Here is a 22,139-nt window from a genome sequence, read left to right as displayed (position 1 = left end):
AAACGGTACCTAACCCGTGATTTTTTCTCAGCATAATCACTCGTATTTGATCGTAAAGTTTGCCGTTGCGTTAGCCTCTCCGGCCTGGATGCTGCTTTCTGTTTGCACATAGCGGGCCGTAAAGGCGTAGTTATTGAGCCCGCTGGTGGTGGTGCCCAGCGACAGCGCCTCTCCAAGCGTTACTTTGTTCTGCCCATAGAGTAATTCCAGGCCAACGCCCTTAGCGGTGGTGGTGGCATCAGGATTGTTTAACGGCAAGACGCTTCCTGAGGTTGTCGATATCCCGGTAAACGTAATCGTCGGTTTAATGCTGGAGTCACAGTTCATTCCGAGCGTGAAGCCCGTACTGCCAGCGCTACTGCCGACGCCGTTAAAATGCGAGACATGCACATCCCCCAGGGAAACTGATGGCGTGCTGTTGGTTAATTGACAGCTTTTAACGTTGACGACAAAGCTGTTAAGCATGATATCAACCATATTCACGCCATCGGAGGTGCGCCAGCGGGTTAATATGCCTGCAGGAACGACGCCACCCTGCGAGATTCGGCCCGCCTGATACAAATAAACGGTAGCATTGCCAATATCAGTCCAGCGCCCGGCACCGCTATTAATCGAGCTCGCGATACGACTGTATTCGCCGCCCGCGTTTGTCGGGAATTTGATGCCTGTCGCGGTCCCTTGGGCGAACACAATATACATGTAGAGATTAGGAATACCGGTCTCAATATAACCGGTACCTCCCGGCGAATATCCCAACCGCAACGTATAGGAACTGTCCGTCATCATAAAACTCTCTCCTCCGTTGCAGGAGGCAATACGCAGCGATGAGTTAATGCCCATCGCCGCCGCCATGGTGCCAGCGCTGATCGCGCGCGTCTGTTTCTGTGTCCCCGCACTCACGCCCGGATCAAAGGTTTCGGTGGAAAAGGAGACCGAGACGCTTCCGGCCTTCCCTCCATTTTGCAGCGTGCAAGTCGCCAGTGCGTTGCTCGAGCCCATGAACAAAGCAAACAGCGCCGCAGTTGCAGCATATCCTCTCATCATCACTCCTTAATTAGTCCGGCACTCAAGGTCCATCAGGGCGATACCCTTAGTCTTTTTCACACTGCCAAAGTCGACCGATGCCAGACAACGATTGTGATTGCCCCAGGCGACGCTGAGCGTCGCGCGCTCGTTGAGTCCGCTCAGATAGACCTCGCCATGTTCATTGACGATTCCACTATGGCCGTCTCCGGCATTGACCATCGCGCCGTAAGGTACGTTTTTCCCCTGCCAGCGTAGTCGGGCGTAAAGACGGTTTCCGCGCTGCGGTTTAAACTCCGCCAGCACCAGGGCTTCGCGGCTGGGTACTACGCGCTGCATGGTATTGCCAATCTCCACGTCGTCATCGGCGCTTTGCGCGTCAATCGGTATGATGTTTTCCTGGTAAACGGTTAGCCACGGCACAATGGCGTTGCCCGCGCTATCGGTGGCGACGCCGGTGGTATTTTTCACTTTAAGGCTGCCGCCGCCCGGCGCATGCACCAGCGCGCTGGCACCGCCTTCCGGCAGCTCCTGACCTAGCGTCAGGCCGTAAGGATGCAGCACGACGGATCCCTGTAGGCCGTAGTTCAAACGGCGGTTTTCACCGTATTCCGTGGAATAGCCCGCTGACGCCACGCCTTTACTGCCGGTATAGCGCAGGCTGGCGGCGCTGCCGTTGCTATGCCCTGATTGGTCATCGCGGCTGTAGCTTTGCGACAGGGCATAGTTGAGATTGCGATCGCGTAACGCGGTCCCCGACAACGTCGCCTGGCTCTGGCTGCGCCCGCTTTTCGAGTGCGTCTGGCTGTAGCTCACCAGCGCTGTATTATTTGGGCTCAGCCAACGGCTCAACGGTAAGGAAAGGTTTAACGAGGCAATTCTATCGTTGCCCTCGCGCCCCTGGGTCTGGTTATCGCTGTAGCTCAGCGATACGCCCACACCAGCAATATTCACGTTGTATCCGAACGTCATCGAACGCGTTTTGCCGCCGTTACCCTGCCAGTAGTTTTGCTGATACGCGGAGAAGGTCAGCCCGCCCCACTCGCCAAGGCTTTGGTTAAGAATCACCTGCATACGCTGCTTTGGCTGGCCGTACTGGCGCGCATCGTTATCGCGCCAGGCTTCACTGGCCTCTTCAAAGCTGTAATAGCCCGAGGTTGAGTAGCGATATCCCGCCAGCGTCATGGTGGTATCGGTAGCGGTGATATTTTTGCTGTAGCGGAACTGCACGGAATTACCCTGCGCCGCATCGCGATCGGCGAAGCGACTTTTAGCATGGGTAAAATCGAGAGAAACCGCCCCCAGCTCACCCAGCCCCTGGCCGACACCAATTGCCGCCGCCGCATAGTGTTCCGCGCCCATAACGCCGCCGTACAGCGTAGTGGCATTTAGCAGGCCGTAGACCACCTCACCCTGCGCAAAATTCTGCAGGATCGCGTCAGTAGAATCGCTGCGGTACTTACCGCTGCTGAAGGCATATTTCAACTGCCCTTCGCGCACCATCGCCGGCGCCGAGGAAAACGGCTGCACAAACGTACGCACGCTGCCATCCTCTTCACGAACGGTTACCTCAAGGTCGCCGCTCGATGAGGTGGGATAGAGATCGGTTATCTCAAACGCTCCAGGCGGTACCCAGGACTGATAGATGATATTGCCTTTCTGTCGCACTTCGATCTGTGCGTGACTCATGGCGATACCGCGGATAATCGGTGCGAACCCCTGCTGGCTCTGCGGCAGCATACCGTCGTCGGAAGCCAGCATTAGCCCGCTAAAATTAAAGCTGTCGAACACCAGCGCCGTCGTCGCCGTTTCGCCGATTTTCAGCCGCGAACGCAGCGTGCGAATATCACGCTCAAGCCAGGTTTGCATACTCTGCCAGCGATCGCCGTCATGGCTATCATGGCTGTAATAACTGTAGTTACGCACCCGCCAGGGCCCCAGGTTGGCGCCGCTGCGCAGATTCAGATACTGCGAACTCTCCTTCCCCTCGCTGTAATGTGACTCCATGCCGTTCAGGTTGTAACTGGTAAAGAGCATCGGCAAACCGTCATCCCAGCGCGCCGGCGAGACGTCGCCGCGTATCTGTGGCTTCAACGCTGCCTGAGGAACCGAGAGCAATAGTTGCTGCCGCGCTGGGTCAAAGAGGCTCGTCGCTTGCGGAATATAGTTATCGATATCGGTCAACGTCCGATCGGCCCCGAGGGCCGCCAGCGACGGAAATTGCTCAGTGCGCACACCGAGCTCGGCGAGCAGCGCGGGGGAATAGACCGCGCAAAGCGTCTTTCCGCAGGCATCGAAGGCAATGTTACGCTGCCCCGCTGAAATGCCGTTTACCAGCACCTCAACGTTCAAGCTACCCGCTGATGCGGTCGAGGCATCGCTGAATGACTGAAGATTGAGCTGCTGCTTTTGCTCATCAGACAGATCTAAGGCGTTGGTATCAAAATAGAGATCGGCATGCGCGGTGAGGGGCGTACAGCCCCAGGTCAGCAAAAGCGCCAGCTTTTTTACTCTCATCTTCAATGTCCATATTCTGCTGATGCTCAGAATTTCAGCGTGAAAGTTGGTGTTAGCCCGCCATAATCATTGATTGCCTGAATTTCAAGCTGCCCCTGTCGCTGGCCGTGCGGGATCGCGTGTGTGGCAAAAGGGGCGATATAACCCGGCGAGTTCACAGGCAGACCGTTCACTCTCAGCGAGCCGATATTGATAAAATAGGGAGTGGGATTGCGCAGCGTGATGGCCTTTCCATCTCCCTGAGCACTAACCTGCTTCACCGCGTCGCTCGCCGCCGCCGCGTTCAGCGACGATGGTCGCCAGATCAGTTTCATCACGCTCTTAGTGGCAATCAGCATTCGGTTATGTTCACGATTGTCCGATGCGGGAATAGCCTTCACGTTCAACCAGAATAACGATTCACGATCGCTCGCCAGCCCTTCACGAATTTTTGTAATACGAATTTGCCAGGTGGTATCTGGCATTAATTTAAAAAGCGGTGGAGTAATAACGAAAGGTGCCGCCGAAGTTCCCCGATCACTATTCTCCAGCCATGACTGAACCAGATACGGCCGATTTTCGCCGGAAGTGCTGATGGTTATTGCCGCTTCTTTTTCCGATTCGTTATAAATGACACGGGTCGCACTGAGTGTAATACCCGCCCATACCGGGTGCATACCGCAGATAATCAGCAGTAGCGAAGTTAATAATTTCACTTATTATTCTCCAGAGCAGATTAACCGGAGTAAAAGAGCTGGCTCAGCACCAGCCCGCAATAACTTATGGATAAACAATGGTAAAGTTGGAGGTCGCGGAAATATCCCCGCTGGTCACGGTGGCCGCAGTAGATTGCAGTTTGGCCGAGAAATTCAGGGTATTTGCCGCAGTTTTTGACAGCACATATGCGCTGGACGGTGTATTTGGCAGCACCTGCTGATTATTCGCATCATACAACGCAATTCCTACAGCGCTTGCTTTACCCGTCCCGCTATCGATCTGGAACAGCTTACCTTCCGGGTCGGCATTGCCGTCAAAGCGGACGGTGGCACTTTCGTATGGGCAATTCGTGAGGGTCAGTTGGAAGGAACGGCCGCCAACCGTATCCCCTTTTGCTACAAAAGAGCTGGCGGCAATGGTACCAAAATCAACGGTGACGGCAGAGGTGGAAATGGTGCATGAAGTATCGGTAATATTACCGGTAAAGGTAATGGTACCATCGCTGGCAAAGGCACTGGCGCTACATAATAAAAACGCTAAAGACGCGATGTGTTTCATAAAAGTATCCTTCTAAATGAAAACCTCCCTGGCTTTTTTATGCCACTAATGGAGGTGCTGTTGATAATGCAAACTGAATAACCGTTTTTTAAATTATTGAGGAAATACGCATAATCTTATGCAGTTCAATAATATTCTTTACACCCAGCTTGGCATAAATTCTTTGTCGATGGGTGTATACGGTTTTTGTACTGATATATAACTCATCGGCAATTTCTGCCGGGCTTTTCCCCTGCGCCAGATGGTTTATCACTTCCAACTCTCTTTTCGATAGCCCGGAAAACATTGAATCAGAACAGTTGACCATTAAACGCTTTGAGCGCGAAAAACGATTTAACATCAGCGTCGAGCGGCGCTGCATCAATGCCCCCAGTTGCACCAGGTTACGCTTTATCCCCGAAATATTTTCATAGCGGTTAACCAAAATGTCGCACAATGACATTAATACTCTGGTAAAAGGGTTTTGATAATCAAAGAATTCATTCACGATGACCATCACACGAATCGTCGGATACTCACGTTTAATTCTGCTTAGAATGCTAATCGTCTGCGCGCTGAGATCATCATGAATATCGACAATAAGTGCGCTGCAGCTGTTAATAGTTAATACGTGATTAATATTTTGCTGATAATTCGCGTGAAAAATATTGGTCACGGTATTTTTCTGCATCAACGTGGGAACGTCAGCTTTCACTTCACTTAAGAGTAGCGTTATCGCTTCGCTAAAAATAAAGTCGTCACTTAAAATCAGTATTGAACTCAATATGGCGCTCCATCATCTAATAAATTCTATTTAATATCCTCACTCACACTTCACCCCATATTTCTTACAATTGATGAACAAATTTTAAATAAAATAACCATACTCTTTCAATTGGGATTACTCCTCACTCTTTGTACTAAAACTCCTAAAGATGGTTGTTATTGACCTCCATTAAGGAAAGTTCCTTTTTTAAAGATAAAACGGCCTCACCATTAAATCCAATGACATTTTATCAACATATCAATTAAGATATTAATCTTTAAATATCAATGAGTTAATCACAACCATTTCAGATTATTAAGCGTTAATGATGCTGATTCATGATTCCATTAATCAACGCTTTTAGCAGGTTTTACTCTTTTTTGGCGAGGGGGCCACGGTGCTATCGGTGGCCATTTTCAAATTATGATATAATCCCAAAGAGGTAGTTTTTGAATAATTCTGCAATGAATCGGCGATTCACAACAAATATTTTCAACAAAACATTTCACAGTGGATATGTGCGGAAAGGTAATCAATCGACAAATGATTTGCAGAGAAAAGAAGTGGCCCGCTGACAGCAGACCACTGGCTTGCTTTAAATTGCCACTAAGTGTCTGACGCCCTGCGCCTCCATGTCTTCACCGCGCCCGCGTTGAATAATTGTGCCACGCGACATCACCAGATAATTGTCCGCCAGTTCGGCGGCAAAATCATAAAATTGCTCAACCAGCAGAATCGCCATATCACCGCGATTGGCGAGACTGCGGATCACGGCGCCAATTTCTTTTATCACGGAAGGCTGAATACCTTCCGTCGGCTCATCGAGAATAAGTAATGACGGCTGACAGGCCAACGCACGGCCAATGGCTAACTGCTGCTGCTGGCCGCCGGAGAGATCGCCGCCGCGTCGCTGCTTCATTTCGCGCAGCACCGGAAACAGCGCGTAGATCTCTTCCGGTACCCCCTTCGCCTGGCTGCCGGAGAAGCGTGATAACCCCATCAGCAGGTTCTCTTCGACCGTCAGACGCGGGAAAATCTCGCGCCCCTGCGGTACGTAGGCAATCCCCTGCTGCACCCGCTGATGCGGTTTACTGGCGTTAATCAGCTTACCTTGCCAGTGGATGGTGCCGGACTTTGCCGGAATCAGCCCCATCAGACATTTCAGCAGCGTGGTTTTCCCCACGCCGTTGCGCCCCAGCAGGCAGGTGATTTCGCCGGGCGTGGTGTCAAAAGAGAGGCCGCGCAAAATGTGGCTGCCGCCGTAATACTGATTTAAATCATTAACCTGTAACATATCAGCGCCCCAGATAAACGTCGATAACCTGCTCGTTGGCCTGCACTTCACGCAGCGAGCCTTCCGCCAGCACCTGCCCCTGATGCAGAACGGTGACGTGGTCGGCAATGGTTTCCACAAAGCCCATGTCGTGCTCCACCACCATCAGCGAGTGCTTACCGGCCAGCGTGCGGAATAGCTCGGCGATATAGTCGGTTTCCGCATCGGTCAGCCCGGCGGCAGGCTCGTCCAGCAGCAGCAGATGCGGCTCCTGCACCAGCAGCATGCCGATTTCTAAAAACTGTTTTTGCCCATGAGAAAGCAGCCCGGACGGGCGATGACGATGCGCGGTCAGCCGCAGCAGCTCCAGCACTTCGTCAATGCGATCCCGCTGGACGCCGGTGAGTTTGGCCCGCAGGCAGGTCCACACTGACTTATCCATCTTCAGGGCGATTTCGAGGTTTTCCGTCACGCTCAGCGCTTCAAATACCGTCGGCTTCTGGAATTTACGCCCAATTCCGGCGCGGGCAATCTCCACCGATGACATCCCCATCAGGTCGATATTCTGGTCGTAGGTCACCGTGCCGCTGTCGGGCCGCGTTTTACCGGTAATCACGTCCATCAGCGTGGTTTTTCCCGCACCGTTTGGGCCAATCACGCAGCGCAGCTCGCCGACGCCAATCTTCAGCGACAGGTTGGTCAGCGCGCGAAAAGCGTCAAAAGTGACATTGATGTTATTCAGCTCCAGCACCGGATCGGTGGTATCGCGATAGCGATCCTGAAGATGCGGTTGGGTAAACAGTGAATCAGTCATGCTTCCTCCGTTTAAGCAGGCCAATCACGCCGCGCGGCAGGAACAGCGTGACGAGGATAAACATCAGGCCGAGGAAAAAGAGCCAGAAATCCGGGAAGGCGACGGTGAAATAGCTTTTGGCACCGTTGACGATCCCCGCGCCGAGAATCGGGCCAATCAGCGTGCCGCGCCCACCGAGCGCCACCCAGATAGCGGCTTCAATCGAGTTGGTCGGCGACATTTCACTGGGGTTGATAATCCCCACCTGCGGCACGTACAGCGCCCCCACCAGCCCGCACAGCACGGCGGAAAGGGTCCAGATAAACAGCTTGAAGCCTTTCGGGTCGTAACCGCAGAACATCAGGCGGTTTTCCGCATCGCGCACGGCGGTGAGCACGCGGCCAAACTTGCTGCGGGTGAGCAACAGGCCGATGGCCAGCGAAGCGGCCAGCAGCAGAACCGTGGCGACAAACAGCGCGATTCGCGTACCGGTGGCGGAGACCGGGAAGCCCAGTAGCGTGGTAAAACCGGTAAAGCCGTTGTTGCCGCCAAACCCGGTTTCGTTGCGGAAAAACAGCAGCATCCCGGCGTAGGTCAGCGCCTGCGTCATGATGGAGAAGTAGACATCTTTAATCCGCGAGCGAAACGCAAAGTAGCCAAATACCAGCGCCAGCAGACCCGGCACGAGAATAATCAGGCACAGCGCCCACGCGAAATGCTGGGTGCCCGCCCAGAACCAGGGTAGTTCGCTCCACGACAGAAAGGACATAAAGGCTGGCAGACCCTCGCCCGCCGCCTGGCGCATCAGGTACATCCCCATTGCATAGCCGCCCAGCGCGAAGAACAGACCATGGCCCAGCGACAGCAATCCGGCGTAGCCCCATACCAGGTCGAGCGCCACCGCCACCACCGCGTAGCACAGGATCTTGCCAATGAGCGTCAGCGTGTAGGTTGAGATAGCCAGCGGATGCGCCGCAGGCAGTAGCGCGAAGAAAGGCAGCACCAGCAGCGCCGCCAGTACCAACGCCGCCAGCGAGCCGGTAAGACGCGGCGCGCGACGGGCGATCGTTAACGTAATAGGTTGGCTCATCAGTCAATTACCCGCCCTTTGAATGCGAACAATCCTTGCGGCCGTTTCTGAATAAACAGCACGATCAAGACCAGAATGGCTATTTTGCCCAGCACTGCGCCAATCTGCGGCTCCAGCACTTTGTTGAGTACGCCAAGCCCCAGCGCCGCCGCCACGGTGCCCGCCAGCTGCCCCACGCCGCCGGTCACCACCACCAGGAAAGAGTCGATGATGTACCCCTGCCCCAGCTCCGGGCCGACGTTGCCCAGCTGCGACAGCGCCACGCCGCCGAGCCCGGCGATGCCGGACCCCAGACCAAAAGCCAGCATATCGACGCGCCCGGTCGGTACGCCGCAACAGTCGGCCATGCGACGATTTTGCGTGACCGCGCGTACGTTCATCCCCAGGCGGGTTTTATTGAGCAGCAGCCAGGTCAGCGCCAGCACGCCAGCCACAAACACAATCACCGCAATACGGTTGTACGGCAGCACCAGATTTGGCAACGCGTTCCAGCCGCCCGACAGCCAGGCCGGGTTCGCCACTTCCAGGTTCTGGGTGCCAAACAACACGCGCACCAGTTGGATCAGCATCAGGCTGATGCCCCAGGTGGCCAGCAGCGTCTCCAGAGGACGCCCGTAAAGGTGACGAATAATGGTGCGCTCCAGCGCCATTCCCACCGCCGCGGTGATAAAAAACGCGACCGGCAGCGCCACCAGCGGGTAAAGCACCAGCCACTCCGGGGCCAGGCGCTGGAAGGCGTCTTGCACCAGCCACGTGGAATACGCGCCCAGCATCAGCATTTCGCCGTGAGCCATATTGATAACCCCCAGCAGGCCGTAGGTGATCGCCAGCCCCAGCGCGGCAAGCAGCAGGATTGAGCCCAGCGAAATGCCGCTAAACGCCTGCCCCAGCCAGTCGCCCCACTTCAGGCGCTGCTGTACGTGTTTGAGGCTGTCCGCCGCCGCCGCGCGCACCGCCGCATCCGGTTCGTTTTGCGCTTGCGTCAAGCGGCTGAGGCTAGACTGCACCTGTGGATCGCTGGCCTCGCCCAGCAGTTTTACCGCCTGCAGGCGCTGCTCAGCGCGGCTATCAGATAGCTGGAGGTTGGCGACAGCAATGGCCAGCGCGGTATGAACGCGGCTGTCATGTTCGGCGGCCAGACGCTGTGTCAGCATCGGCAACTGATCCTGCCGGGCACTGTTTTGCAGCGTCTTCGCTGCGTTCAGACGGACTTTATCGTCCTCGCTCACCAGTTGATGTGAGGCCAGAGCACTGGCTACCAGTCCTCGGATGCGGTTGTTCATAAACACTTTTTTGGTATTGCCCGCCGGTACGGCCTCGCCTTCGAGCGGCACCAGTTTGCCGCCCTGTTCATTGAACAAATGGCCCTGCGCGTCGCTCACCACCGATTCATGGCTAAGGGCTTCCAGCAGCGGCAGACGCGAAGGCTGCGGATCCACAGCCCAATGCTGGAGCAGTAGCGCCTGCTCGCTGCGGCTGGCCTGTCCGAAATCGGCCGCCGCGCCAGCCCGCGCCGGGGAGCTGAGCATGGCGGCGCAGAAAAAGAGAATGGCGAAAGCCGACCATCGCGCCGCCCGCGATGTGCTGATGCGAAATGTCATCGTTGAATTCCTGTTGGTATACAAGATGGAATTCATTTAGCAAGGCATGTGCCAAAAATTTAACAGACTGTTTATAAAAGGCTTAACGGTAAATCCACTTGAAGAGGTCGTCAGCGCGCGCACCGAAACGGCACATTCGCGCACGTTATTAGCGCAATCCATCACAAGGAAAGAATATCACCGCCTTTTCCTTCCAGATGGCTGGCTTATGGCTACCCATCTCAGCGTCATGGCAGCGGTTCATAACACCCGGTAAAGCATAAAAATATTTTAACAAAACCAGAAACAATTATTGATAATAAGAAACATTCTCCGCACAATTCGCATTCGCGGCTCTGCGCTGCTTTTCACTCACTTAACGCATTTTTGGGCTGGCCTTTGTCAGCCCGTGCACAGGAATGATGATGATGACTAAAAAGCCTACCCTCTGGGCGCTCAACCCTCTGCTTCTCGCCATGATGGCTCCCGCCGTGGCGCAAACCACCGATGACGAAAACATGGTGATCTCCGCCAACCGCAGCAACCGCACCGTGGCGGAGATGGCGCAAACCACCTGGGTTATCGAAAACGCCGAACTGGAACAGCAGATTCAGGGCGGCAAAGAGCTCAAAGATGCGCTGGCGCAGTTAATTCCCGGTCTTGATGTCAGCAGCCAGAGCCGCACCAACTACGGCATGAACGTGCGCGGTCGTCCGCTGGTAGTGCTCATTGACGGCGTGCGCCTCAATTCATCGCGTACCGACTCTCGCCAGCTCGATTCTATCGACCCATTTAATATCGAACACATTGAGGTTATCTCCGGCGCGACGTCACTGTACGGCGGCGGCAGTACCGGCGGTCTTATCAATATCGTGACCAAAAAAGGCCAGCCGGAAACCCAGGTGGAATTTGAAGCGGGGACAAAAAGCGGCTTTAACAGCAGCAAAGATCACGATGAGCGTATCGCCAGCGCCGTCTCCGGCGGCAATGATCATATCGCCGGGCGTCTGTCGGTGGCCTATCAGAAATTCGGCGGCTGGTATGACGGTAACGGCGATGCCACGCTGCTCGACAACACCCAGACCGGGTTGCAGTACTCCGACCGCCTCGATGTGATGGGCACCGGCACGCTGAATATCGATGAAACCCAGCAGCTACAGCTGGTGACGCAATACTACAAGAGCCAGGGCGACGATGACTACGGGCTAAACCTGGGCAAAAATTTCTCAGCCATTTCCGGTAGCAGCAAACCGTACGTCAGCAGCGGGCTGAACTCCGACCGTATTCCAGGCACCGAGCGTCATCTGATCAGCCTGCAATATTCCAACAGCGACTTCCTCGGCCAGGAGATGGTTGGCCAGGTTTACTATCGCGATGAGTCGCTGCTGTTTTACCCCTTCCCAAGCGTGAACAAGCAGCAGAAAGTGACCGCCTTATCCTCCTCACAGCAGGACACGAACCAGTATGGCGCCAAATTAACGCTGAACAGTACGCCGCTGGACGGCTGGCAGTTAACCTACGGCCTCGACGCCGATCATGAACGCTTTACCTCCAACCAGATGTTCTTCGACCTGCCTAAAGCCAGCGCGTCAGGCGGGATGAATAACCAGCAAATTTACACCACCGGTCGCTATCCGGATTACGACATCAGCAACCTGGCCGCCTTCCTGCAATCCAGCTACGACATCAACGACATCTTTACCCTGAGCGGCGGCGTGCGCTATCAGTACACCGAGAACAAAGTCGATGATTTTGTTGGCTATGCTGTGCAGCAGCAGATCGCCGCGGGGACGGTGAAATCCGCGGACGCCATCCCGGGAGGCTCCACTGACTACGACAACTTCCTGTTTAACGCCGGGCTACTTATGCACCTCACCGAGCGTCAGCAGACGTGGTTTAACTTCTCTCAGGGCGTGGAACTGCCCGATCCGGGGAAATACTACGGCCGCGGTGATTATGCGACAGCCGTCAACGGCCATCGCGCGTTGACCAACAGCGTCAGCGTCGACGGCAGCAAACTGGAAGGGATCAAGGTCAACTCGTATGAGCTTGGCTGGCGTTACACCGGCGACAATCTGCGGACGCAGGTTGCTGCCTATTATTCCCTGTCCGATAAGAACGTCGTGGTTAATGACGATCTGACCATCAGCGTGGTGGACGACAAACGCCGCATTTATGGCGTGGAAGGCGCGGTGGATTACTTTATTCCGGATACCGACTGGAGCGCCGGGGGTAACTTCAACGTGCTGAAGACCGAGTCTAAGGTGAACGGTAACTGGGAGAAGTACGACGTGAAGGTCGCCAGCCCGTCCAAAGCTACCGCCTATATTGGCTGGGCGCCGGAGCCATGGAGCCTGCGCGTACAGAGCACGACGTCATTTAAACTGCGCGACGAAGCCGGAAATGAGATTGAGGGTTACACCACCGTCGACCTGCTCGGCAGCTACGCGTTACCGGTGGGCAAGCTGAGCTTCAGCATTGAAAACCTCTTCGATCGCGACTACACCACGGTGTGGGGACAGCGCGCGCCAATGTACTACAGCCCAGGCTACGGCCCGGCGTCACTGTATGACTACAAAGGTCGTGGACGGACGTTTGGGTTGAATTATTCGGTGCTGTTCTGATAGTCAAATCCCAGGGGGAAGGCGTTAGCTGGAGAAAGCAGAAATATCTTTAATTACTGTGCGTTAACCCTCACCCCAACCCTCTCCCTTAAAAAGGGAGAGGGAGTAGATTGTGCCAATACGCAAGAACATTCACCGTAAGGAAAAGTGTCGCCGTGCGGTTCCCTCTCCCCCTTGGGGAGAGGGCCAGGGTGAGGGGGCAGGCACTCAGCCCCCTTTACCCGCGAGCGAACCTTACTTCCCACCCGTTTTCACCGGCGTATCCGGCTTCTTATCATTCCCCGGAATGTACGGACTCCACGGCTGCGCGCGCACCGGCTTATCGGTGTTCCACACCACGTTAAACTGCCCATTATCTTCAATTTCACCAATCATCACCGGTTTGTGCAGGTGGTGGTTGGTCGCATCCATGGTCAGCGTAAAGCCGTCTGGCGCGTTGAAGGTTTGTCCCGCCATCGCGGCACGCACTTTATCCACGTCGGTGGTCCCCGCCTTCTCAACCGCCTGGGCCCACATATGAATGCCCACGTAGGTGGCCTCCATTGGATCGTTGGTCACCACGCTATCGGCGTTCGGCAGCTTGTGCGCCTTGGCGTAAGCGCGATAGTCAGCGACAAACTTCTCGTTCACCGGGTTGCTGACGGACTCAAAGTAGTTCCACGCCGCCAGATGACCCACCAGCGGTTTAGTATCAATACCGCGCAGCTCCTCTTCACCTACGGAGAACGCCACCACCGGCACGTCGGTTGCCTTAATGCCCTGATTCGCCAGCTCTTTGTAGAACGGCACGTTGGAGTCGCCGTTGATGGTGGAGATCACCGCCGTTTTGCCGCCTGCGGAGAATTTCTTGATGTTGGCGACGATAGTCTGATAGTCGCTGTAGCCAAACGGGGTGTAAACCTCTTCGATGTCTTTATCCTGAACGCCTTTGGAATGCAGGAAGGCACGCAGAATTTTGTTGGTGGTGCGCGGATAAACGTAGTCGGTGCCGAGCAGGAAGAAGCGCTTCGCGCTGCCGCCGTCTTCACTCATCATATATTCCACCGCCGGGATCGCCTGCTGGTTTGGCGCCGCGCCGGTATAGAAGACGTTCGGCGACATCTCTTCACCTTCATACTGTACCGGGTAGAACAGCAGACCGTTCAGCTCTTCAAATACCGGCAGCACCGATTTACGCGACACCGATGTCCAGCAGCCAAACACCACCGCGGCCTTGTCCTGGCTTAACAGTTGGCGCGCCTTTTCGGCAAACAGCGGCCAGTTGGAGGCCGGATCCACCACCACCGGTTCCAGCTTTTTGCCCAGCACGCCGCCTTTGGCGTTAATTTCATCAATGGTCATCAGCGCCACGTCTTTCAGCGGCGTTTCCGAAATCGCCATGGTCCCCGACAGGGAGTGCATGATCCCCACTTTAATGGTGTCTGCTGCGTATGCCTGCAAAGAGAAGCCCATGCTCAAAAAGGTGGCTGACAGGGCAAATGCTTTCAGTAAAGAACGTCTTTTCATGACCAAAACCCCTAAATGATATTGAGTGATAAATGTTGCCCGCTACTACGGTGAAACGGGTTGTAAACGTGCCTGCTGCAGCCGGTGTAAGGTTATTTTTCGGACCTCGGCTTTACTCTGGGAAATATGCGCAGTGAGGATCCGCTGCGCCTCTTCCGTCTGTTGTTGCGAAATTGCCTGGAGCACCAGCGCGTGCTCGCTGTAGGTCGCCTCCACCCGATCCTCGCGGGTAAAATCGAGGTGGCGGATGATGCGCATTTTCTCGGTCAGCTCGACATGGACGCGGGCCATCTCGCTGTTGCCGGTGGCGCGTACCAGCGCGGTGTGGAAGGCTTCATCCTGCCGTGACAGCGCCTTACCCGGCGCCATACGCGGCGCTTCGCACCAGAAAGCCAGCAGCGGCGCCAGATGCTCGTGGCGGGCCTCGGCAGGCAGAGCACACAGGCGCTTCACCGCCTCCATTTCCAGCACGATGCGAAAGTCGTACAGCGCCTCGAAGTAGGTGAAATCGAACGGTTTCACCTGCCAGCCGCTGCGCGAGTACACCTGCACATAGCCTTCGTGCTCCAGCCAGAACAATGCCTGACGTACCGGCGTACGGCTGGCCGCCATCCGCTCGGAAATTTCGTTTTCGCTGAAGTGCTCGCCGGGCATAAGCCGGAAATCAAAAATATCGTTTTTCAGCGCCTGGTAGATGCGCTCCGCCAGCCCGGCCTGGCGCTTTTTGCCGTTGCTTTCCGTCATGCGGCGCTCCTCTCTTCCAGCCACAGCAGCACATCGCCGGGGCTAACCGGGCGGCCCGGCTGGCAGCCGATGTGTTTCACCCTCCCCGCCTGCGGCGCGTGAATCGCCAGTTCCATCTTCATGGCCTCGACGATGATTAAGGTCTGCCCCGCTTCCACCGTATCGCCCGGGTTAACCAGCACTTTCCAGATATTGCCGTTCATATCGGCGGTGACGGGTAGCGCTTCCTCGTCAACAACCACCTCGGCAGTTGGCATCAGACTTTCACTGACGGGCTGTTGCTCATCGCGCTGCCAGCGCTCAACCTCGGCGTCAAACGCCGTCGACTGGTGCTGACGGAAGCGGGCGATATCATCGGCATGTTCTTCGAGGAAACGCAGGTGCGCCGTGAAGTCGAAGACCGTCTCTTCAATGCGAATCGCGGCGCGGCCTTCGCGGAAATCTTCGCGCAGGCTGTCCAGTTCACTCTCGCTGACTGGATAGAAGCGCACCTGATCGAAGAAACGCAGCAGCCAGGGTTCGCCCACGCTGAACTGGTCGTTTTTGAGAAACTTGTTCCAAATAGGCAGCGTTCGCCCCACCAGCTGGTAGCCGCCGGGGGAGTCCATGCCGTAGATGCACATGTACATACCGCCGATGCCGACGGTGCCTTCGGCGGTGAAGGTGCGCGCCGGGTTGTATTTGGAACTGAGCAAACGGTGGCGTGGATCCACCGGCACCGCACAGGGCGCGCCAAGATAAACATCTCCCAGCCCGAGGATCAGGTAACTGGCGTCGAATATCGTCTCTTTTACCGCTTCGCGGTTCGGCAACCCGTTGATACGTTGAATAAAATCCACGTTGTTCGGCAGCCAGGGGGCGCTAGCACGAACGGTATCGGCGTAGCGGCTGACGGCATCGAGCGTGGCGCTGTCTTCAAAGGCCATCGGCAAGTGCACGATTCGTGACGGCACCGTCATTTGACTGACGTCGCCAATACGCGTTTCCAGCTCCAGCAGCAGCGTCACCAGCGCCTGCTGACTGATGTCGCGGCTGTCGTAACGCACCTGTAGCGAACGTACGCCGGGTGATAGCTCTTTAATACCGGGGTGAGCCCGTTCGCGCAGATGGGCCATCAGCACGTGAACACGCAGGCGTAGCGCCAGATCCAGCACATTTTCGCCATACTCAATCAGGATGTAATTGTCCCCCGCCTGGCGGTAAACGATGGCGGGGATATTGCAGGTGGCCGGCAGTGACACCAGACTTGCGGCGGACACACCGTCGCGGTCGGCCAGCGACGGCATGGCAAAGGTCGGCAGCACGCTGGTTTGCAGCGTCTCAATGCTGCGATCCATTGCCTTCTCACGCGCCACCGCGTCTTCCACGCTCATCGGGTAGAAGCGAATGCGGTCGCCCGGCTTCACCTGCCCCACTTTCCACAATTCGGCTTTGGCGATCGTCACCGGGCAAACAAACCCGCCGAGGCTGGGGCCGTCGCGGGTGAGGATCACCGGGAAGTCGCCGGTGAAGTTAATCGCGCCAATGGCATATTCACAGTCATGAACGTTGGACGGATGCAGCCCCGCTTCACCGCCGTTTGGCCGCGTCCAGCTTGGTTTCGGCCCTACCAGCCGCACGCCGAGGCGGTTAGAGTTATAGTGCACCTGCCAATCGCTGGCGAAGAATTCGTCGATGGATTCCGGGGTGAAGAAATCCGGCGCGCCATGCGGCCCGTAAAGCACGCCGATGCGCCAGACTTCACCGTAGGCAGGAATCAGCGCAGGCGACAGCGTTTTAGCCTCGCTAATGGGCGCAGGCGTGGTGCAGGCCGCCAGTTCCGGGCGCGAGATCGGCAGCTGATCGGCTACCCTGAGCGTCCGCCCGGCGTGACCACCGAACTGCCCCAGGGCGAAGGTGGAACGGCTACCAAGGTACTCCGGCACGTCGAGGCCGTTACGTACCGCCAGATAGGCGCGGCATCCAGTCTGCGCACGCCCCAGCGCCAGCGTTTGCCCGGCCTTGACCGACACCGGTTGCCACATCGCGACCGCTTCACCATCGAGCAGCGCCTGGCAGTCGGCACCGGTCAGCGCAATCAGCGCATCGCTGTGAAATTGCAGCACCGGCCCTTGCAGGGTGAATTCCAGCCCCGCCGCCGATTCGTGGTTGCCGACAATACGGTTCGCCAGGCGGAAAGCAAAATCGTCCATCGGCCCGGACGGCGGTACGCCGATATCCCAGTAGCCCTGGCGGCCGGGATAATCCTGCACGCTGCTCCAGGTGCCGGGTTGAAGCACCTCAATCACCGATGAGCGCGCGACCACGTTATCGAGCATCCGCGTCCACGCGGTGCCGCTGATAAAGGCTTCGCTGGCGGTTATCTGGCGCAGATAGTCAAGGTTGGTGGCGATGCCGTGCAGACGCGTGGCGTTCAGCGCGGCATGCAGTTTGCTCAGCGCGGCTTCGCGGGTGTCGGCGTGGACGATCAGTTTGGCGATCATCGGGTCATAAAATGCCGACACTTCACTGCCGGTGGCCACGCCGGTATCAATGCGTACGTTGTCCGGGAAGACCACTTCCGTCAGCACGCCGGGGCTTGGCTGGAAGTTTTTCAGCGGGTTTTCGGCATAAATACGCACCTCGATGGCAGCCCCCTGTGGCGCTTTCGCCATGCGCGCCCAGTCGATCGTTTCCCCCGCCGCCACGCGCAGCATGCACTCCACCAGATCCAGCCCGGTCACACATTCGGTCACCGGATGTTCAACCTGCAAACGGGTATTCACTTCGAGGAAGTAGAAAGCGTCTTGCCCGGCATCGTAGATAAACTCCACCGTCCCGGCGCTGCGGTAGTTAACCAGCTTGCCGAGCTGCACGGCGGCATCAAGCAGCGCCGCACGGGTGGCGGCAGGCAGATTCGGCGCGGGCGTCTCTTCCACGACCTTCTGGTTACGCCGCTGCAGCGAACAGTCGCGCTCGCCAAGCGCCACCACGTTGCCGTTGCCGTCACCAAAAATCTGCACCTCGATATGGCGCGCACGGTCAATGCAGCGTTCAACAAACACCCCCGCGTCGCTGAAGAACTGCTCGCCCAGACGTCGCACGCTCTCCCAGCCCTGCGCCAGCGCTTCGGCATCGGCGCAGCGCGTCAGGCCAATCCCCCCGCCGCCCGCCGTGCTTTTTAACATTACCGGGTAGCCTATCCGCTGTGCCGCCTCCAGCGCGTCATCGAGCAAATTCAGCAGCCCGGTGCCCGGCGTCATCGGCACGCCGGCTTGCGCCGCCAGCTCACGGGCGCGGTGTTTTAGGCCAAACTCGCCAATCTGCTGCGCGGTGGGGCCAATAAAGACAATGCCGGCTTGTTCGCAGGCGTCGGCGAACGGCAGGCTTTCAGAGAGAAAGCCATAGCCGGGCCAGATAGCCTGTGCGCCGCTGTCGCGCGCCGCCTGGATAATGCTGTCGATTTTCAGGTAGCTGTCGCTCGCTTTCTCGCCGCCCAGCGCCAGCGCGATATCGGCCTGCCTGACGTGCTCGGCGTTTTTATCAGCGTCGGAGTAAACCGCTACGCTGGTGATCCCCAGGCGATTCAAAGTGCGGATAGCGCGGCAGGCGATTTCGCCACGGTTAGCAATCAGGACGGTGTTAAACATGGGGGGTCTCCTTGCGGGCAATCCAGTGGCGCCAGCCCTTAAATTCGGTAATGTCCGTGGCATCGTTAAGCGCCGCCGGTTCACAGATAAAGCCTTTCACCCAACGACCATCGCTTAGCTCCAGCGAGCCGATGCCCAGCGGGGCCGGAATTTCAGCGACAAACTCCCCGAATCGCGCCAGTGGGATATCCCACAGTTCCACCTCGATCGCCGCGCCGCTGGTCGCGCGGGCAATGCCCGGTTTTTGCGGCTGGGTATTGGCCAGCGCGTACAGGCGGTAGCGCGGTGCGGTATGGGTTGCTTCGACAAATACCGCCCGGCGAGTGGTGAGCTGGAAGTTGAGCGGCATACCGCGCAGATGCGCGCCGACCACGGCCACGCGCACGTGCCGGGAAGAGACCGGCAGCGTGCCAGCCTCCGCAGCCAGCGGCTGCCCGGTGGCGCCCAGCGGCAGCGCCAGCTGTTGCTGCCAGCGCAGGCCAAAATCCGCCAGCGCGCGGTCGTGCCACGCGGGGGCAATCAGCGTGATGCCCGCAGGCAGGCCGTCGGCGCGGAAAGGCGCGGGTAGCGCCAGCGCGCTGAGATCCGCCAGATTGGTGAAATTGGTGTAGGTGCCAAACTGCGAGTTGAAACGCACGGGCTCCTGCTTCATCTCTTCGAGGGTATGGATCGTCGGCGACGTGGGGACCACCAGCGCATCCACCTCGCCTAACGCGCGTTGAATTTTTTGCGCCAGTTCGGCGCGCAGGTATTCCGCTCTGAAGGCATCCACCGCGCTGTAGTTCAGCCCGGCGGCGATAATCGCGTGGACGGTCGGATCCATCTGTTCGGGGTGCTGTAGCATCTCGCCGACGGCCGCCGTGCGTTCGGCCACCCACGGCCCCTGATACAACTGTTCCGCCAGTTGAGAAAAGGCGCTGAAGTCGATCGGTTTAAGGGTGGCGCCGATGTCATGCAGGGCATCCAGCGCCAGCTCCCAGGCCGTTTGCGCGTCGATATCGCCAAAGAAATTCAGCACTTCCGGGATAGCAAACACCGGACTGGACGGCATGGCGGCGGGCGTGGTCGCCGGATGTGTACGGGAATAGGCATCCTGAGCATCGTCACCGCCCGCCAGCGTGGCGATGGCGAATGCATCCTCCACCGTCAAGGCAAACACCGACAGCGTATCGTTCAGGCGGCAGGCAGGTACCACGCCCTTCGCCGATAGCCAGCCTTTGGTCGGCTTTAGTCCAACGATGTTGTTGAACCCGGCCGGTACACGCCCGGAGCCCGCGGTATCGGTACCGAAAGCAAACGGCACCAGACCGCGCGCCACCACGGAAGCGGAGCCGGAACTGGATCCACCGCTGACGTAGTCGGCGTTAAAACTGTTCACCACCGCGCCGTATGGTGAACGCGTGCCCACTAGCCCGGTAGCAAACTGGTCAAGATTGGTTTTGCCAATCACGATGGCCCCGGCGGCTTTCAGGCGAGCCACCGCGGTGGCATCCTCCTCTGCCACATAGGCAAACGCCGGGCAAGCGGCGGTGGTGGGCCAGCCTGCGACATCGACGTTATCTTTAACCGCAAAAGGAATACCGAATAACGGCAACGCTTCAGGATTGTTGCGGTAAACAGGCGTTAATGCGTCTAACTGCGCTCGTAGCTGGGCGTCGTTGGCAATCATTAACCATGCGTTATCGTCGGTCGCCAGCGACTGAATATGCGCCTGTAATAATGCGAACACCGCATCGCTATTTTGCCTGATATGCTGACGCCAGCCGGCCAGCGTTTTTCCGGTCATAAAAGCCATCGTTGAATCCCTGTTGGTATACAAGATGGAATTCAATTAGCAAGGCCTATGCCAGAAATTTAATGCGTTGTTTTATATTGAATTAAAATAAAACCCGGAAATTCACCTGATATTTCAACGCACCGTAAAGGCGCATTTTTGTACATTATCGGTGCAATGGTCATAGCAAAAACAAATAGAAAAACAAACAGCTAAAATAATTAGTTATGAAATAACTGCTCCGGGATTAACGGAAGGTTATGGCGTCTGCTTGCAATATAAAAAAACATCGCCAATGCGAAAATGCCTGTTTCAGAGTAAACTGTCGGCCAATAACAACAGGAGTTGAGAATGATAATGAAGCGTTTTTTTCCTTGTGCCGTGCTGTTTTTCACCTGCGCCAGCGCCAGTGCGGAATGCTGGGTTGTCACTAACGTGCAGGGAACAGGTGCATATCAGTATAACCAGTACACTATCAAGAACGATGGTTTTGCGGGAAAAGAGTTTGCGATCAATATCGATAAAAAATCGCCATCCGTAACCGACAGCCTGATGACCTATACGGTAATAAGCCCCACCGCTATGGTTGGAGAATATGCCACTGAGTTGTGCCTGACTCTCCAGACATGGCAAATTTCCACGGATCGGACCAAAGCGTTTATGACCATCAACCGGACCAACACCAACAACATCATGCAGGATGCCGTAGCTGCATTTGTCGGAGATGTGAAGGGAAAGTGTGCCGCCGCACAATAATTAAGACTAAGAAAATCTATTAAAATAATGTCTTCTGGGAGATATTTATTTTATGTTTAACACATTCGTCTAAATATTATTAGAACAAGAAGTTAAAAATCTGCCATAACATGACAGATTTTTAATTTAAAATTAGAGATTTGCAACGTTATGATATACTTTCTGAACATCATCGTCATCTTCAAGGGCATCAACCAGTCCTTCAAAGATTTCTAAATCTTCCGGCGAGAGCTCAATTTCTGATTGGGCAATCATTTCTAATTCTGTCGTTGAGAATTCAGTAATCCCAGCGGCTTTTAACGCTGCAATACCTTTATGAAGGTCTGTAGACTCAGTATAAATAACGATGTTCCCTTCTTCTTCGGTTACATCGCGAACATCAACTTCCGCTTCAAGCAGAATTTCAAAAATACGGTCAGGGTCTGTTCCTTTAAATACAATCACGCCGGTATTGTCAAACATATAGCTGACAGCACCTGCCGCTCCGATATTCCCGCCTTTTTTATTGAAAATTGTGCGGACGTTGGCAATCGTGCGGTTAACATTGGACGTCAGCGTCTCAGCGATGATCATCGAACCACTTGGACCAAAGCCTTCATAACGCCCTTGTACGAAGGTTTCATCACCGCCGCCCTTGGCTTTATCAATTGCTTTATCAATAACGTGTTTCGGAACTTGAGCTTGTTTCGCACGTTCAATAACGAACTTTAAAGATGAGTTTGATTCTGGATCAGGTTCACCTTGTTTAGCAGCGGCATAGATTTCCACACCGAATTTTGCATATACTTTAGACGTTGCACCGTCTTTAGCCGTTTTTTTAGCAACAATATT

The 22,139-nt window shown here is 56.0% G+C and carries 16 protein-coding genes; 2 read left to right on the top strand and 14 right to left on the bottom strand.

What is annotated here, in order from left to right; translation table 11 throughout:
• Positions 1-36: 36 nt before the first annotated feature.
• From ACW14G_RS11215 to urtB, 9 genes are all read right to left on the bottom strand, one after another.
• Complete coding sequence (locus ACW14G_RS11215; protein WP_419057207.1) at positions 37-1,044, bottom strand: fimbrial protein; 1,008 nt, start codon at positions 1,042-1,044, stop codon at positions 37-39.
• Positions 1,045-1,050: 6 nt separating this feature from the next.
• Positions 1,051-3,540: a fimbria/pilus outer membrane usher protein gene (locus ACW14G_RS11210; protein ID WP_419057206.1), complete on the bottom strand. Its 2,490-nt coding sequence runs from the start codon at positions 3,538-3,540 to the stop codon at positions 1,051-1,053.
• A 26-nt stretch (positions 3,541-3,566) separates the two neighbouring features.
• The gene (locus tag ACW14G_RS11205; RefSeq protein WP_419057205.1) at positions 3,567-4,235 is read right to left on the bottom strand and encodes a fimbrial biogenesis chaperone; all 669 of its coding nucleotides are present in this window, start codon (positions 4,233-4,235) and stop codon (positions 3,567-3,569) included.
• Positions 4,236-4,299: 64 nt separating this feature from the next.
• The gene (locus tag ACW14G_RS11200) at positions 4,300-4,794 is read right to left on the bottom strand and encodes a fimbrial protein (RefSeq protein ID WP_271458578.1); all 495 of its coding nucleotides are present in this window, start codon (positions 4,792-4,794) and stop codon (positions 4,300-4,302) included.
• A gap of 88 nt (positions 4,795-4,882) precedes the next feature.
• Positions 4,883-5,557: a helix-turn-helix transcriptional regulator gene (locus ACW14G_RS11195; protein WP_419057204.1), complete on the bottom strand. Its 675-nt coding sequence runs from the start codon at positions 5,555-5,557 to the stop codon at positions 4,883-4,885.
• Between the two features lie 577 nt (positions 5,558-6,134).
• Positions 6,135-6,833 (bottom strand): urea ABC transporter ATP-binding subunit UrtE, encoded by a 699-nt coding sequence (urtE, locus tag ACW14G_RS11190; RefSeq protein ID WP_271458580.1) that lies wholly within the window; start codon positions 6,831-6,833, stop codon positions 6,135-6,137.
• 1 nt (position 6,834) lies between these two features.
• Positions 6,835-7,626, bottom strand: coding sequence for an urea ABC transporter ATP-binding protein UrtD (gene urtD / locus ACW14G_RS11185; protein ID WP_163447161.1), 792 nt, complete (start codon positions 7,624-7,626; stop codon positions 6,835-6,837).
• Complete coding sequence (urtC, locus tag ACW14G_RS11180; protein WP_455648596.1) at positions 7,619-8,695, bottom strand: urea ABC transporter permease subunit UrtC; 1,077 nt, start codon at positions 8,693-8,695, stop codon at positions 7,619-7,621. The genes urtD and urtC overlap by 8 nt, the downstream gene beginning before the upstream one ends.
• Positions 8,695-10,224 carry an urea ABC transporter permease subunit UrtB gene (gene urtB, locus ACW14G_RS11175; RefSeq protein ID WP_249023361.1) on the bottom strand — a complete coding sequence of 510 codons (1,530 nt, stop codon included), beginning with the start codon at positions 10,222-10,224 and terminating at the stop codon, positions 8,695-8,697. The genes urtC and urtB overlap by 1 nt, the downstream gene beginning before the upstream one ends.
• Before the next feature lie 473 nt (positions 10,225-10,697).
• Between urtB and iutA the strand changes: the two genes are divergently transcribed.
• Complete coding sequence (iutA, locus tag ACW14G_RS11170) at positions 10,698-12,899, top strand: ferric aerobactin receptor IutA (protein WP_167577341.1); 2,202 nt, start codon at positions 10,698-10,700, stop codon at positions 12,897-12,899.
• 234 nt (positions 12,900-13,133) lie between these two features.
• Here the strand turns inward: iutA and urtA are convergent, their stop codons facing one another.
• The 4 genes from urtA to atzF are packed head-to-tail and all read right to left on the bottom strand — an operon-like array spanning position 13,134 to position 20,573.
• A complete protein-coding gene (gene urtA, locus ACW14G_RS11165; protein ID WP_223803982.1) occupies positions 13,134-14,405 on the bottom strand; it encodes an urea ABC transporter substrate-binding protein in 1,272 nt (423 codons plus the stop codon).
• A 45-nt stretch (positions 14,406-14,450) separates the two neighbouring features.
• Positions 14,451-15,149 (bottom strand): GntR family transcriptional regulator, encoded by a 699-nt coding sequence (locus tag ACW14G_RS11160; protein WP_249022268.1) that lies wholly within the window; start codon positions 15,147-15,149, stop codon positions 14,451-14,453.
• Positions 15,146-18,778 carry an urea carboxylase gene (gene uca, locus ACW14G_RS11155; protein ID WP_249022269.1) on the bottom strand — a complete coding sequence of 1,211 codons (3,633 nt, stop codon included), beginning with the start codon at positions 18,776-18,778 and terminating at the stop codon, positions 15,146-15,148. Before uca ends, ACW14G_RS11160 begins: the two co-directional genes overlap by 4 nt.
• On the bottom strand, positions 18,771-20,573 hold the full coding sequence (gene atzF, locus ACW14G_RS11150; RefSeq protein WP_249022270.1) for an allophanate hydrolase: 1,803 nt from the start codon (positions 20,571-20,573) through the stop codon (positions 18,771-18,773). Before atzF ends, uca begins: the two co-directional genes overlap by 8 nt.
• A 330-nt stretch (positions 20,574-20,903) precedes the next feature.
• On the opposite strand from atzF, the gene ACW14G_RS11145 reads away from it, so the two are divergent.
• Entirely contained in the window at positions 20,904-21,308 is a 405-nt protein-coding gene (locus tag ACW14G_RS11145) for a hypothetical protein (protein WP_419057202.1), read from the top strand.
• A 132-nt stretch (positions 21,309-21,440) separates the two neighbouring features.
• Here the strand turns inward: ACW14G_RS11145 and ACW14G_RS11140 are convergent.
• Positions 21,441-22,139: YebC/PmpR family DNA-binding transcriptional regulator (locus ACW14G_RS11140; protein ID WP_455648595.1), on the bottom strand; the 699-nt coding region annotated here is incomplete at its 5' end.

Source organism: Kluyvera sp. (genome assembly GCF_965301105.1).
The sequence above is the reverse complement of the archived record's forward strand: the minus strand, read 5'-3'. Positions and strand labels throughout refer to the sequence as shown.